Below are 13724 nucleotides of genomic sequence, written 5' to 3'. Positions count from 1 at the left end.
CATGATGACCATGCCGGAAATTGAGCGTTGCCTACGACAGCTGCGCCTGTCGGGTGTCCGCGACACGCTGCAGACGCGCGTGCTCCAGGCGCAGGGCGCCAACCAGCCCTTCCTCGAGACCTTCTCCCTTATCCTGCAGGATGAACTGGACCGTCGTCAGTCCCGTCTTATCGAGCGGCGATACCAGCAATCCGGGCTCGACGAAAAGCTGACGCTCGCCGAGTTCGACTGGTCCTTCAATCCCAAACTGCCACGTCAGACCTGCTTCCAGCTCCACACCCTGGCGTTCATTGCCGCTGGCGAGAACGCTCTGCTTGTTGGCAAACCTGGCACCGGGAAGTCGCACATCGCCAAGGCGATTGCCTATCAGGCGATCCTGCAAAGCCACAAGGTCCAGTATCTTGAGACCGACGACTTCTTCCACCGCTACGCCCTGAACTCTCCGGCACAACGCGAGGTCCGGCTGCGAACCATCATCGACTGCGATCTCCTCGTGCTGGACGATCTATTCCTCGCACGCGCCATCCCCGACGACGCCGGCACTTTGCTGCAGACCCTGATCCATCAGCGTTACAAACTGCGCCGCAGCGTCATCGTCACCTCCAATCGCGTCGTGCAGGATTGGGGGCATACCTTGGGGACAACACTATGAGCACGACGATCCTCGATCGCCTTATGCATCATTGCCATCTGCTTGAGTTCGACGGACGCAGCTATCGGCTCAAAGAAGCCGCTGAAGCTCTTGCCCGGGAAACAAACTCAAACTAACAGTCCCTTGTCCTGCCTCGCGGGTGGAGGAATTTGACTGACCACACCCGGAGGAATTTGAAGTGACCCGCGGGGCGTTCAGCGCGGGATCGGGAATGTCGCCGCCGGCGGGCACGTAGAAATTATGCAGCACCAAAGGCTTTGCGATGCCCGCCCTCTCGCCGAACGACACCGAGATGTGGCGCGAATCCATCTTGTCGCAGAAGGTGCGGATGTCCTTGGACTCGAAGGGAATCTTCGAGACGATGGCGACACCGTGATAGCCCTTCTGCCCGTTCAGCGCGACATGCTCATAGCCGAGCCGCTTGAAGCGCTTCAGCGGGAAGGCATCGTCGATGCACTTGGTTTCCTGCAGGCACAGCACCTCCGGCCGCGCGCTCTTCAAGAATTTCGCGACCAGGTCGATGCGCAGCCGCACCGAATTGATGTTCCAGGTTGTCAGGGAAAGACGCATGGGGACGATCTAACAAACTCCATCCGTCATGGCCGGGCTTGACCCGGCCATCCACGTCTTTTTGTCGGATCCAAAAACGTGGATGCCCGGGACAAGCCCGGGCATGACGGTGATTGGAGCGGTCATGCTATCTCAGCCCGGCGACGGGCCGTAATTGGTGAAATCGATCTTGAACATGTTGGGGTCGAGCTTCTTGCTCGAGTCCAGATTGTAGACCGCGATCGTGGTGTCGTAGCCCTGCGGGTCGGTGACGGTCCATTGCTTGAGCTGGCCGTCCTTGGCGCCGAACATCAGGAGCAGCCGGCTGGTGCCGACCAGCGCCTGCTTCTCCTCGATGGTGACGCTGACGAAGACGTCGTCGGCCGAGACGTTGACGACATTGGTGTCCTTCATCAGGTCGATGCGGTCGGACAGCAGGAAGCGCAGCGGCGTCTGCGACAGCGGATAGATGTCCTGGGTCGCGAGCTTGCGATCGCGCACCACCAGCGACGATCCGTCGGCGACGATGTCGATCGGGCTCGGCGCGTCATATTCGAAGCGCACCTTGCCGGGCTTCTGGATGTAGAAATCGCCCATTGTCTTGCTGCCGTCGGGGCCGACCTGGACGAAATTACCGACCAATGTCTGAAGCGACGACAGGTAGGCGCTGACCTTGGCCGCCTGCGCTTTCTGGTTGGCGTCGAATGTCTGGAAGATGCTGCTCGGTACGTTGCGTCGCGGATCCGGGATGACCGGATTCGGTGGCGTCTGCATCGCGCCGGTCACAGCGGGCCCACCGGCCGGCCCGCCATCGCCGCGGCCCTTCGGCGCGGGCTTCGGCACGGGCACGGTCTGCGCGAACGAGGACGCAGTCACCATCGCGGCGGTGACGAGAAGTACGCCGGCCACGCGCGCGCCTCGCGCGGCGATGGTGGCGGCGAATCGAATGTGCGGATGTCTGATCAACGCGTCGTCCTGTATGGCTGGGCGCCTTTCTAGCGTGATTTCGGGCAAAAGCAGATAACGATTTCGCGTGAAATGATGTTCAGGGGCCGCTTGCCTCACATATGGCTGTCTTCTTCCTCGACCAGAATCTCGCGCTTGCCAGCGTGGTTGGCGGGGCCGACGATGCCTTCGAGTTCCATGCGCTCCATCAGCGATGCGGCCCGGTTGTAGCCGATCTGCAGGCGGCGCTGGATGTAGCTGGTCGAGGCCTTGCGATCGCGTTTCACGATGGCAACCGCCTGCTGGAACAGATCGCCGCCACCATCCCCGCCCATGCCGGTCGCGTCGAACACGGCGCCGTCCTCGTCCTCGGTCGGCTCCTCGGCGGTGACGGCTTCGAGATATTCCGGCTGTCCCTGCGTCTTGAGGTGACGCACCACCTTCTCGACTTCCTCGTCGGAGGCGAACGGTCCGTGCACGCGGCTGATGCGGCCTCCGCCGGCCATGTAGAGCATGTCGCCCTGGCCGAGCAGCTGCTCGGCGCCCATCTCGCCCAGAATGGTGCGGCTGTCGATCTTGGAGGTGACCTGGAAGGCGATGCGGGTCGGGAAGTTCGCCTTGATGGTGCCGGTGATGACGTCGACCGACGGACGCTGCGTGGCCAGGATCACGTGCAGGCCGGCGGCGCGCGCCATCTGCGCGAGACGTTGCACCGCGCCTTCGATGTCCTTGCCGGCGACCATCATCAGGTCGGCCATTTCGTCGACGATGATGACGATATAGGGCAGCGGGTCGAGCGAGAGCTTCTCTTCCTCGTAGATCGCCTTGCCGGTTTCCTTGTCGAAGCCGGTATGCACCGTGCGCGTCGGCTCCTCGCCCTTGGCCTTCAGTTCGAGCAGGCGGGTGTTGTAGCCGTCGATGTTGCGGACGCCGAGCTTGGCCATGTTCTTGTAGCGCTCTTCCATCTCGCGCACGGCCCATTTCAGCGCGACCACCGCCTTCTTCGGATCGGTCACGACGGGCGTGAGCAGATGGGGAATGCCGTCATAGACGGAGAGCTCGAGCATCTTCGGGTCGACCATGATCAGCCGGCACTGGTCCGGGCGCAGCCGGTAGACCAGGCTGAGGATCATGGTGTTGATCGCGACCGATTTGCCCGAGCCGGTGGTACCGGCGATCAGCATGTGCGGCGTGCGGGCGAGGTCGATGATGACAGGATCGCCGCCGATGGTCTTGCCGAGGCACAGCGGCAGCTTTGCTACCGTGTCGGTCGCCTCCTTCGCCACCAGCAATTCGCGCAAATAGACCTTCTCGCGATGCGCGTTCGGCAGCTCGATGCCGATCGCGTTGCGGCCGGGCACGACCGCGACGCGCGCCGACAGCGCGCTCATCGAGCGGGCGATGTCGTCGGCAAGCCCGATCACGCGCGAGGACTTGATGCCGGGTGCCGGCTCCAATTCGTAGAGCGTAACGACGGGACCCGGATTGGCTTTCACGATCTCGCCGCGCACGCCGAAATCCTGCAGCACGCCTTCGAGCGAACGGGAATTGGTCTCCAGCTCGGCCTTGCTGAGCGGCTGGCGATCGCCGGCTTTCGGGGCGGCCAGCATCGAGACGGAGGGAAGGTCGAACTTGTCGGAGGACTTCCTGGCCGCGGCCTTCGGTGCAGCCTTCTTGCGCGGGGCGCGCGCGGCGGGCTGCTCCTCTTCCTCCTCCTCGTCTTCCTCTTCTTCGTGCTCGTCCTCGTAGTTCTCGTCTTCGGACTGCGGCAAGATCGAGGGCGCGGGGCGGCCGCCGCCCAGATTCGGCTCCTGGCGGCTGAATGCAGCGGCCTTGGCTTTCGGTCCACTCGAGACCAGCGAGCGGTAGGCGGCGCCAAGCAGCCAGATCAGCCGCGCCTTGGTGCTCATCAGCGCGTGGAACAGCCAGCCCAGCGACACCGAGCCGCGATCGCTCTCCTCGTCTTCGTCGAGCGGCTTGTCGTCATCCTCGATCTCCGCGAGCTCGTCATCCTGCTCCCGGGCGCCAAGGCCGCAGGCGATCAGGAAGGTCACAGTCATCGCGGCGAACAGGATCGTGCCCAGCACGATGCGATAGATCGTGCCGGCCGGTCCGAAAATCACTGCCGGCGCACGCACCAGCGCGTCGCCGACCACGCCGCCGAGGCCGGTCGGCAGCGGCCATGCGCCGCCATGCGGCCAGCAGCTGACGAAGCCCGCCGCGATCACCGTGCAGAGAATCCAGCAGCCGAGCCGCAGTGCTTCGCGGTCGAACGCGCGATGGGTCATCATGCGCCAGCCCCAGACCGCAACCGTCAGGACCAGCATGATCGCGCCGAGCCCGAGGATCTGCATCGCGAGGTCCGCACCGATCGCGCCGGCATAGCCGAGAATGTTGCGGATCGGCCGCGAGGTGGCGTGGCTGAGGCTGGGATCCTGCACCGACCACGTCATCAGCGCGGCCGAGGCGACGCCCGCCAGCGCGATCAGGCCGAGGCCGGTGAGCTCGCGCATGCGCCGCGCCAGACCCTCGCGGATCGATGGCGGCAGATGGCCCACCAGCGGAATGACACGTTCGATTGCCGACATGCTCATGGGCCCCGCCTAACCCAGAGTCTCGACCAGGCGGTGCAGCGCCTGCGCCGTGGTCTCTCCATCCTGCACCAGTGCGAGGCGAATGTAGCCGGCACCGGGATTGAAGCCGTCGGGCTGGAGCCGGGCCAGATAGCTGCCGGGCACCACGCGCACGCCTGCTTCCTTGAAAAGTCTCAGCGTCACCGACACGTCGTCGCCGAGGGCGGACGTGTTGAGCCAGACGCAGAAGCCGGCATCGGGCCGGCGATAGCCGTAACGATTGCCGATGATCTGGTCGGCGAGATCGAACTTGATGCGGTAGAGTCTGCGGTTCTCCTCGACATGCGCTTCGTCGCCATAGGCGACGGTCGCGACGTGCTGGAGCGGCACGGGCACCTGGGGCGCCGCAACGTTGCGCAGCTCCAGGAACATGCCGATGAACCTCTTGTCGCCGGCGGCGAAGCCGACGCGCATGCCCGGCAGGTTGGAGCGCTTCGACAGCGACTGGAACGCGACCACGCGGGTGAAGTCGGGGCCGGCGCATTCCAGGACGCTGCCAGGAGCCTCGCGGGTGTAGATCTCGGAATAGCACTCGTCGCTGAGGATCACGAAGCCGTAGCGGTCGGCGAGTTGCTTCAATCGTTTGAAATAATCGGGCGAGGCGACCGAGCCCTGTGGATTGGCCGGTGAAGCCAGATAGAACGCCACCGTGCGCGCCAGTGTAGCCTCGTCGATGGCATCGAGATCGGGCAGGAAGCCGTTTTCGACCGTTGTCGGCAGATAGACCGGCTCGCAAGCTGCGGCGCGGGTGCCGGCGCCATAGACCGGATAAAACGGGTTCGGCATCAGGATCACAGGCTTGCCGGGACGCGGCCCGACATAGCGCGCCGCGGTGATCGCCGCGAAGAACAGCCCTTCGCGGCTGCCATTGAGGACGAGAATCTCGCTCTCGGGATCGAGCGGCCGCGGCAGCTTGAAGCGCGACGACAGCCAGGCGCCGGCTGCTTTGCGGAACGGCTCGATGCCCTTACCGAGCGGGTAGCGGCCGAAATCGGCGATGTGCTTCGCCAGTACCGGGCCGACAAAGTCGGGCACGGGATGCTGGGGCTCGCCGACTGCAAGCGTGATCAAAGGCTTACCCGGCTGATGCGGCGCCAGCAGCTCGTTCAGCCGGATGAAGGGCGAGCGGTCGCTGTCGGGGCTTCCACCGGCCAGCGGCGCACGGGATGAAGCGGTCATAGCCATTCTGGGCGCCAGCACTCTTGGAACAGCCGGTCGCGCGAAGGCACCGGCGGGAAGCGGTTCAGTTCACCATAGATAGGGCGAGGTTAAGACGCGATTAACCATCGGCCGCCGCCTGCGTCCAGAGCGGGAATATCGAGGCCGGATCACAATATATTCGGGACGCTTCTGCCCTGACCTGCAAGCGGAACCGATCAAAAGAAAGGGGCTCCAGCTTGCGCTGGAGCCCCTCAACGGTCAGGGCATTGCCGGGTATGTGCCCGAACCGGAGTTGTGGACGCGGCCTCGATGAGACCGCGTCCCGGGAGGAGACTTACATGTTGTAGGCGCGCTCGGTGTGCTCGGTGATGTCGAGGCCTTCACGCTCGCTCTCGACATTGGCGCGGAGGCCAACGATCACGTCGACGACCTTGTAGAGGATCGCCGAACCGACGCCCGACCACACCAGCGTGGTGCAGACGGCCTTGATCTGGGCGAGGATCTGCGTGGCGAAGTCGTAATCGGCAACCTTCGGCGGGATGGCCGTGTAGTCGACGATGCCGGCGCCGCCGAGAGCGGGGTTGACCAGGATGCCGGTGCCGATGGCGCCGACGATGCCGCCGATGCAGTGCACGCCGAACACGTCGAGCGAGTCATCGTAGCCGAGCGCGTTCTTCACGACGGTGCAGAAGAACAGGCAGACCACGCCGACCACGAGGCCGAGGACGATCGCACCCATCACGCCGGAGAAGCCGGCTGCAGGCGTGACGGCCACGAGACCCGCGACAGCACCGGAGATGACGCCGAGCACGGAGGGATGACCCTTGATGATCCACTCCGCGAACATCCACGACAGCGCGGCGGCCGCGGTGGCGACGAAGGAGTTGGTCATGGCGAGAGCTGCGCCGCCGCTGGCCTCGAGGTTGGAGCCGGCGTTGAAGCCGAACCAGCCGACCCAGAGCAGCGAGGCGCCGATCATCGACATGGTCAGCGAGTGCGGGGCCATCAGGTCCTTGCCGTAGCCGACGCGCTTGCCGATCAGGAGAGCGCCGACGAGACCTGCGATGCCGGCGTTGATGTGCACCACGGTGCCGCCCGCGAAGTCGATCGCGCCCATCTTGAAGATCCAGCCGGCGTCGGCGTTGATCTCGTCGAGCTTGGCCTGCGCCGCGGTCTTCGCCGCCGCGTCACCTGCCGCAGCGAGAGCCTTGGCCGCGTCCTGGATCAGGTCCGGACCGGGCCAGTACCAGACCATGTGCGCGATCGGGAAGTAGATCAGCGTCACCCAGAGCGGGACGAACAGGGCGAGCGCCGAGAACTTCATGCGCTCGGCGAAGGCGCCGACGATGAGGGCGGGCGTGATCGCCGCGAAGGTCATCTGGAAGCACATATAGATGAGCTCCGAGATGTTGGCGTCGACCGAGAAGGTCGCGGCCTTCGAGTCGGTGGTGACGCCCATCATGAAGGCCTTGGAGAAGCCGCCGATGAAGTCGGAGCCGCCGGTGAAGGTGAGGCTGTAGCCGTACACGGCATAGATCACGGTGACGACGCAGACGGTGTAGAACACCTGCATCAGGACGGAGAGCATGTTCTTGGAACGGACGAGACCGCCGTAGAACAGCGCGAGGCCGGGGATCGTCATCAACAGCACCAGCACTGTCGATGTCATCATCCAGGCGTTGTCTCCCTTGTTGACCGTTGGCTCGGCGTAGGCTGCGGTCGCAGCGAACAGGCCGACTGCGAGAGCCGCCAATCCCGCGCCATAGGGACGCTTGAACGTCATATTATTCACTCCTGATTGGATAAGGTTGAGCGCGAAATCAGAGGGCCGCGGCATCGGCCTCGCCGGTGCGGATGCGCACCGCATGGTCGAGGTTGATGACGAAGATCTTGCCGTCGCCGATCTGTCCGGTTTTCGCCGCGGACGTGATGGCGTCGATGGTCTTGTCGACCTGGTCGGAGGCGACAGCGACCTCGATCTTGATCTTGGGCAGGAAGCTCACGGCATATTCGGCGCCGCGATAGATTTCCGTATGACCCTTCTGGCGGCCATACCCCTTGACTTCCGTCACCGTGAGACCGTGAACGCCGATGGCGGTCAGGGCGTCACGGACTTCTTCCAGCTTGAATGGCTTGATAATCGCCATAACAATTTTCATGGGTCCTATCCCCGCTTGGGCCCGGTCCGGACGTGGCCGGGCGTTTCTCGACTGGTTCGCCACGAGGGAGAAGATTCACTACGCGGGCACAGCCGGACCCCTAGAATCAAATGCCGTGCCAGATCGGACGTGTTGCCTAACAGACTATGAAAACGGGTGTTTTCGCGTTCGACGGGTATTGTGGTGCAGTGCGCTATTACGTCGCGCTCAAATCGTGGTCATGCCTGCTCAAATCCAGGGCAGGACAGACTGCCGACACAATGTTGCTCACGCGTCGGGCAGCACGAAGGTAATTTCGTAGTGCAGTCGCCTATTGCAGGGCTTCACCGTGCTGCGAAATATCCAGCCCCTCGAGCTCCTGCTCACGGGATACGCGCAAGGGCACGAACAGGCCGACCAGCTTGAGCAGGATGAAGCTCACGCCTCCCGACCAGACGAAGGTGACGGCGACCCCATAGAACTGAATCAGGATCTGCTGAGGATGGCCCTCCAGCAGGCCCGCGGTGCCGCCGATGGCGCTGGTCGCGAACACACCGCCGAGCAGAGTGCCGGTCAGCCCGCCGATGCCATGGACGCCGAACACGTCGAGCGAATCGTCATAGTCGAAACGGTGCTTCAGCCAGGTACAGGCCCAGTAGCAGACCGCCCCGGCGACGATACCGATGACGATGCCGTGCCAGGGCGCGACGAAGCCCGAGGCCGGCGTGATGGTGCCGAGCCCGGCCACAGCGCCGGAGGTCATGCCGAGCACGGAGGGCTTGCGCCGCGTCGACCATTCGATCGCAGCCCATGTCAGCGCGCCGGCGCAGGCGGCAAGATGGGTCGCGATGATCGCCATCACCGCGCGTGAATTCGCCGAAAGCGCCGAGCCGCCATTGAAGCCGAACCAGCCGACCCACAGCAGGCCGGTGCCCATCACCGCGAGCGACAGATCGAACGGCGAGAGATTCTCGGTGCCGTAGCCGTGACGTCGCCCCATCACCTTGGCCGCAACGAGGCCGCCGGTGCCGGCCGACAGGTGCACCACGAGGCCGCCGGCGAAATCCAGCACGCCCATGCTGGCAAGGAAGCCGCCGCCCCACACCCAATGCGCCAGCGGGATGTAGACGAAGATGAACCAGGCGACCGAGAACAGGAGATAGGCGGAGAACCGCATGCGGTCGGCGACCGAGCCCGCGACCAGGGCGACCGTGATGATCGCAAACGTCATCTGGTACAGCATGAACAGCGATTCCGGGATGGTCTTCGCCGCCGGGTTGACGCTGTCCATGGTCATGCCGGCGAGAAACCAGCGGTCGAGCGTGCCGATCCACGGCCCGTCGCCGACGAAGCAGAGCGAATAGCCGAACGCCACCCAGAGAATGGAGATCAGCGTCACCGCGGCGAGGCTCTGCGCCATGGTGGCGAGCACGTTCTTCTTGCGCACCATGCCGGAATAGAACAGCGCGAGCCCCGGGATCGTCATCATCAGCACCAGCGCGGTGGCAACGATCATCCAGGCCGTGTCGGCGGTGTCGATCCCGGAGGGCGCGGCGTGCGCCGGCAAGGCCACCACGGACACAAGCCCGATCGGCGCAGCCATGCACGCTGCGCGGCGCAACAATCCCGCCATGTCGTTTCCCCCGGCATCAATTGGCGTCGCACGCTGTGGCATCGTTGCCCGGTGCGATCGAAGATTTATCAGAGCGTTTTCGAGCGAAGTGGATACCGGTTCGCGTCGAGAAGACGTGTCGAACCGAAACCTAGAGCGCGTCGCTGTCGGTTTCGCCGGTGCGGATGCGCAGCGCATGGTCGATCGGCGTGACGAAGATCTTGCCGTCGCCGATCTGCCCGGTACGGGCGGTCGCGGTGATCACGCTGACCGCCTTGTCGGCGACGTCGGAGGCGACCGCGATCTCGATGCGCAGCTTGGGCAGGAAGTTCACGACATATTCGGCGCCGCGATAGATCTCGGTATGGCCCTTCTGCCGGCCGTAACCCTTCACCTCGGTCACGGTCATGCCGTGGACGCCGATCGCGGTCAGGGCCTGCCTGACCTCATCGAGCTTGAAGGGTTTGATGATCGCGACGACGAGTTTCATGGTCAGGCCTATTCCCCGGGATGCGCCGCGCCGTATGTCCCCGGCGCAGCGTCAATCTGGCATCTTTCCGGGCAAATGGCATAAAAAAGTTGCAGACTGAAGCGGAAAAACGTCTGGCCATGGGAACGGCCGCCTCTGTACAGGGCAACTGTTCATCATTCACAATGCATTTCTGGCATGGATGCGGTGAACCCGCGGCGATCCGGCGGTACAAAAGAGTTTTGGGGGACGCTTCATGGCGAGTTGGTTCTACGCATCCGAGGGCAAGCAGCAGGGGCCGTTTCCGGAGGGCCAATTCCGCGATCTCATCGCCCAGGGCATCGTCCGCCCGGATACGCTGGTATGGACCGAGGGCATGGCGGGCTGGCAGAAGGCTGCCGAAGTCCCTGGCCTGCTCGGCGGCGGCGCCCCGCCGATGATGCCGGCCGGCGGCCCGCCGATGATGGGTTCCGGCGGCTATGCCGGCGCAGGCAGCGCCGGCTCTCTGGCGGTCGATTTCGGCATCCTGGAATTCACTTGGCGCAGCATCGTCCTGCTGATCGGAATGATCTTCGTCATCCCGGCGCCGTGGGTTTTCGTCTGGTACACGAAATGGATCGTGTCCTGCGTGAAGGTCCCGGGCCGGCCCAATCTCAGCTTCATCGGCGACGCGATGACGCTGGTGCCCTGGTATTTCGGCTTCATCGTTCTGGCGATCGCCCTCGGCTTCATCGGCAGCGATATCTTGAGCAACCTGCTGTTCGTCGCCCAGATCGTTCTCTACTGGCTCCTGATCAAATGGATGGTCGCGAACCTCGCCTCCAACGGGCAGCCGCTCGGCCTGAGCTTCACCGGCACGATCTGGGCCTATATCGGCTGGAATCTGCTGTTTGCGATCTCCATCATCACCATCATCGGCTGGGCCTGGGTCGCCGCGGCCCAGATGCGCTGGTTCTGCCGCAGCGTCGAGGGCACGCGGCGCGAGGTCGTGTTCAACGGGAGCGGTCTCGACATCCTCTGGCGCGGCATCGTGGCTGCGATCTTGTGCAGCCTGATCATCCCGATTCCGTGGGTCTATCGCTGGATCATGAACTGGTTCGCCTCGCAGACCGAACTCGTTCCGCGCGGTTCGTTCGGAGCATGACACAGGAAGCCATGAGCGCGATCTGTCGCGCTTATGGCGCTATGCCTTCCGCTCGCGCACGGAGCCTTCCTGCGCGACGGAGGCGACCAGCGTGCCGTCAGGCTTGAAGATCGAGCCGCGGGTCAGGCCGCGGCCGCCTCGTGCGCTCGGCGAATCCTGCGCGTAGAGCAGCCATTCGTCGGCGCGGAAGGGGCGGTGAAACCACATCGCGTGGTCGAGGCTCGCGGGCATCATGCGTTTGTCGAACAGTGTGCGGCCATAGCGCGCCATGATCGCATCGAGCAGCGAGAAATCCGAGGCATAGGCGAGCGCGCACATATGCAGCGCCGGATCGTCGGCCAGCTTCGCCGCGGTCTTGATCCAGACGTGAATGCGGCCGTCGTCGATCTTCTGGCCGAAATAGCGGCCGAGCTCGACCGGGCGCAGCTCGATCGGGCGGTCGGATTCATAGTAGCGGCGGATGAACTCCGGCATCTCCTTGAACATCGGCTGCTTCGCGACCTCCTCCGCCGTGAGCTTCTCCGGCGGCGGCACGTCGGGCATCTTGTCCTGATGGTCGAACGCGCTCTCCTCCTCGGCGTGGAACGACACCATGATCGAGAAGATCGCGTTGCCGTGCTGGATCGCGGTGACGCGGCGGGTCGAATAACTCTTGCCGTCACGCAGGCGCTCGACCTGGTAGATGATCGGGATCTGCGGATCGCCCGGCAGGATGAAATAGCAATGCAGCGAATGCGGCAGCCGGCCCTCGACGGTGCGGCACGCGGCAACCATCGCCTGCCCGATCACCTGGCCGCCGAACACCCGCTGCCAGCTCGTCTTCGGGCTGTTGCCACGGAACAGGTTCACCTCGAGCTGCTCGAGGTCGAGGATCGAAATGAGGTCGATCAGGCTTTTGGACATGATGATGCTTTCGAAGTTCTCGTCATTCCGGGGCATCGCGATAGCGATGAACCCGGAATCGCGAGCTGACAACCTCCGGATTTCCGGGTTCGCGCTTGACGCGCGCCCCGGAATGACACATCGGGCCATTCGGCCCTTGTTTCACCGCACTGTTTCGCCCAGCTCAAGTCTGCTAGCAAGACCGGGAATTGACCGGGAAACTTGGTATGTCGGTACAGGGTAGCATTGTCATCGGTGGCGGCGCGTTTGCAGGGCTTGCGCTGGCCCTGGCGCTGCGCCAGGGGCTCGGGCCTGAGATCCCCGTCATCGTCGCCGATCCCGCGCTCGGCACGCGGCCGAGCCGCGATCCCCGCGCCACCGCGATCGTGGCCGCCTGCCGCCGCCTGTTCGAGACGATCGGCGCCTGGGACGCCGTCAGGAGCGAGGCGCAGCCGATCCTCGACATGGTCGTCACGGATTCGAAGCTGGAGGACGCCACCCGTCCGGTGTTCCTCAACTTTGCCGGCGATGTCGCGCCGGGTGAGCCCTTCGCGCATATGGTCGAGAACCGCCGCCTGATCGATGCGCTGGTGGTGCGTGCCGAGGCCGAGGGCATCGATCTGCGTGCGACCACCGTGGCGTCCTACGACGCGCGTTCCGACGGCATCGACGTGACACTCGGCGACGGCAGCGTCATCGCGGCGAGCCTGCTGGTCGCCGCCGATGGCGCGAGGTCGAAGCTGCGCGAGCGCGCCGGCATCGCCACCCATGGCTGGGAGTACGACCAGTCCGGCATCGTCGTCACCGTCGGCCATGAGCGCGATCATGAGGGTCGCGCCGAAGAGCATTTCCTGCCCGCAGGACCCTTCGCGATCCTGCCGTTGTCGGGCAAACGCTCGTCGCTGGTGTGGACCGAGCGCCGGGCTGAGGCCGCGCGCATCATCGCGCTCAGTGACGAGGAATTTCACAGCGAGCTCGAGCGGCGCTTCGGCCTGCATCTCGGCGAGGTGAAGGCGCTCGACAAGCCGCGCGTGTTTCCGTTGTCCTACTTCGTTGCGCGTTCCTTCATCGCCGAACGCCTGGCGCTGGTCGGCGATGCCGCCCACGTCATCCACCCGATCGCGGGCCAGGGCCTCAACATGGGCCTGAAGGATGTCGCCGCGCTGGCGGAAGTGGTCGTCGATGCCGCACGGCTCGGCATGGATATCGGCGGCGTCGACGTGCTCGAACGCTACCAGCGCTGGCGCCGCTTCGACACCATGGCGATGGGCGTTGCCACCAACTCGCTGAACTTCCTGTTCTCCAACCAGTCGACGCTGCTGCGCACGGTGCGCGACATCGGCCTCGGCCTCGTTGATCGCGCCCCGCCGCTGAAGAACCTCTTCATCCGCCAGGCCGCGGGACTCACCGGCGAGGTGCCGCGGCTGTTGAAGGGCGAGGCGTTGTAGCGCGTGATCTTACCGCATACTCAGCTGTCGTCCCGGACAAGCGCGCCATAGGCGCGCGCAGATCCGGGACCCATACGCCGCAGCAATAGTT

At 64.4% G+C, this 13724-nt stretch carries 10 protein-coding genes and 2 pseudogenes; 3 read left to right on the top strand and 9 right to left on the bottom strand.

From position 1 onward, the window contains the following. Window position 1 precedes the first annotated feature (1 nt). Window positions 2-768: pseudogene (istB, locus tag ABIF91_RS15175) on the top strand (IS21-like element IS1631 family helper ATPase IstB). Window positions 769-844: 76 nt separating this feature from the next. On the opposite strand, the pseudogene ABIF91_RS15170 reads toward istB, so the two are convergent. From ABIF91_RS15170 to ABIF91_RS15135, 8 genes and pseudogenes are all read right to left on the bottom strand, one after another. After that, window positions 845-1222, bottom strand: a pseudogene (locus ABIF91_RS15170) (endonuclease/exonuclease/phosphatase family protein); the annotation flags it as partial. Between the two features lie 132 nt (window positions 1223-1354). Beyond that, window positions 1355-2110 (bottom strand): outer membrane lipoprotein carrier protein LolA, encoded by a 756-nt coding sequence (locus ABIF91_RS15165; protein ID WP_028176992.1) that lies wholly within the window; start codon window positions 2108-2110, stop codon window positions 1355-1357. 152 nt (window positions 2111-2262) lie between these two features. Further along, entirely contained in the window at window positions 2263-4740 is a 2478-nt protein-coding gene (locus ABIF91_RS15160; protein WP_028176993.1) for a DNA translocase FtsK, read from the bottom strand. A gap of 9 nt (window positions 4741-4749) precedes the next feature. After that, complete coding sequence (locus ABIF91_RS15155; RefSeq protein WP_028176994.1) at window positions 4750-5964, bottom strand: aminotransferase class I/II-fold pyridoxal phosphate-dependent enzyme; 1215 nt, start codon at window positions 5962-5964, stop codon at window positions 4750-4752. A gap of 310 nt (window positions 5965-6274) precedes the next feature. Next, window positions 6275-7723: an ammonium transporter gene (locus tag ABIF91_RS15150; protein WP_028176995.1), complete on the bottom strand. Its 1449-nt coding sequence runs from the start codon at window positions 7721-7723 to the stop codon at window positions 6275-6277. Window positions 7724-7760: 37 nt separating this feature from the next. Then, on the bottom strand, window positions 7761-8099 hold the full coding sequence (locus tag ABIF91_RS15145) for a P-II family nitrogen regulator (RefSeq protein ID WP_008142813.1): 339 nt from the start codon (window positions 8097-8099) through the stop codon (window positions 7761-7763). Window positions 8100-8409: 310 nt separating this feature from the next. Next, complete coding sequence (locus ABIF91_RS15140) at window positions 8410-9711, bottom strand: ammonium transporter (protein ID WP_028176996.1); 1302 nt, start codon at window positions 9709-9711, stop codon at window positions 8410-8412. Window positions 9712-9841: 130 nt separating this feature from the next. Next, window positions 9842-10180 (bottom strand): P-II family nitrogen regulator, encoded by a 339-nt coding sequence (locus ABIF91_RS15135; protein WP_028176997.1) that lies wholly within the window; start codon window positions 10178-10180, stop codon window positions 9842-9844. A gap of 235 nt (window positions 10181-10415) precedes the next feature. Here ABIF91_RS15135 and ABIF91_RS15130 point away from each other — a divergent pair, with 235 nt between their 5' ends. Beyond that, window positions 10416-11303: a DUF4339 domain-containing protein gene (locus ABIF91_RS15130; protein ID WP_028176998.1), complete on the top strand. Its 888-nt coding sequence runs from the start codon at window positions 10416-10418 to the stop codon at window positions 11301-11303. A 39-nt stretch (window positions 11304-11342) separates the two neighbouring features. On the opposite strand, the gene tesB is transcribed toward ABIF91_RS15130, so the two are convergent. Beyond that, the gene (gene tesB, locus ABIF91_RS15125; RefSeq protein WP_028176999.1) at window positions 11343-12206 is read right to left on the bottom strand and encodes an acyl-CoA thioesterase II; all 864 of its coding nucleotides are present in this window, start codon (window positions 12204-12206) and stop codon (window positions 11343-11345) included. 206 nt (window positions 12207-12412) lie between these two features. Here tesB and ABIF91_RS15120 point away from each other — a divergent pair, with 206 nt between their 5' ends. Next, window positions 12413-13633 carry a ubiquinone biosynthesis hydroxylase gene (locus ABIF91_RS15120; protein WP_028177000.1) on the top strand — a complete coding sequence of 407 codons (1221 nt, stop codon included), beginning with the start codon at window positions 12413-12415 and terminating at the stop codon, window positions 13631-13633. Window positions 13634-13724 lie beyond the last annotated feature (91 nt).

Source organism: Bradyrhizobium sp. USDA 241 (assembly GCF_049739505.1).
GTDB classification, from domain to species: domain Bacteria; phylum Pseudomonadota; class Alphaproteobacteria; order Rhizobiales; family Xanthobacteraceae; genus Bradyrhizobium; species Bradyrhizobium liaoningense.
The sequence above is the reverse complement of the archived record's forward strand: the minus strand, read 5'-3'. Positions and strand labels throughout refer to the sequence as shown.

Excerpts from the sequence above, each read along its gene's own strand:
- ABIF91_RS15135 (WP_028176997.1), bottom strand. The coding sequence starts at position 10,180 with ATGAAACTCGTCGTCGCGATCATCAAACCCTTCAAGCTCGATGAGGTC.
- tesB (WP_028176999.1), bottom strand. The coding sequence starts at position 12,206 with ATGTCCAAAAGCCTGATCGACCTCATTTCGATCCTCGACCTCGAGCAG.
- ABIF91_RS15140 (WP_028176996.1), bottom strand. The coding sequence starts at position 9,711 with ATGGCGGGATTGTTGCGCCGCGCAGCGTGCATGGCTGCGCCGATCGGG.
- ABIF91_RS15160 (WP_028176993.1), bottom strand. The coding sequence starts at position 4,740 with ATGAGCATGTCGGCAATCGAACGTGTCATTCCGCTGGTGGGCCATCTG.
- ABIF91_RS15155 (WP_028176994.1), bottom strand. The coding sequence starts at position 5,964 with ATGGCTATGACCGCTTCATCCCGTGCGCCGCTGGCCGGTGGAAGCCCC.
- ABIF91_RS15130 (WP_028176998.1), top strand. The coding sequence starts at position 10,416 with ATGGCGAGTTGGTTCTACGCATCCGAGGGCAAGCAGCAGGGGCCGTTT.
- ABIF91_RS15150 (WP_028176995.1), bottom strand. The coding sequence starts at position 7,723 with ATGACGTTCAAGCGTCCCTATGGCGCGGGATTGGCGGCTCTCGCAGTC.
- ABIF91_RS15120 (WP_028177000.1), top strand. The coding sequence starts at position 12,413 with ATGTCGGTACAGGGTAGCATTGTCATCGGTGGCGGCGCGTTTGCAGGG.
- ABIF91_RS15145 (WP_008142813.1), bottom strand. The coding sequence starts at position 8,099 with ATGAAAATTGTTATGGCGATTATCAAGCCATTCAAGCTGGAAGAAGTC.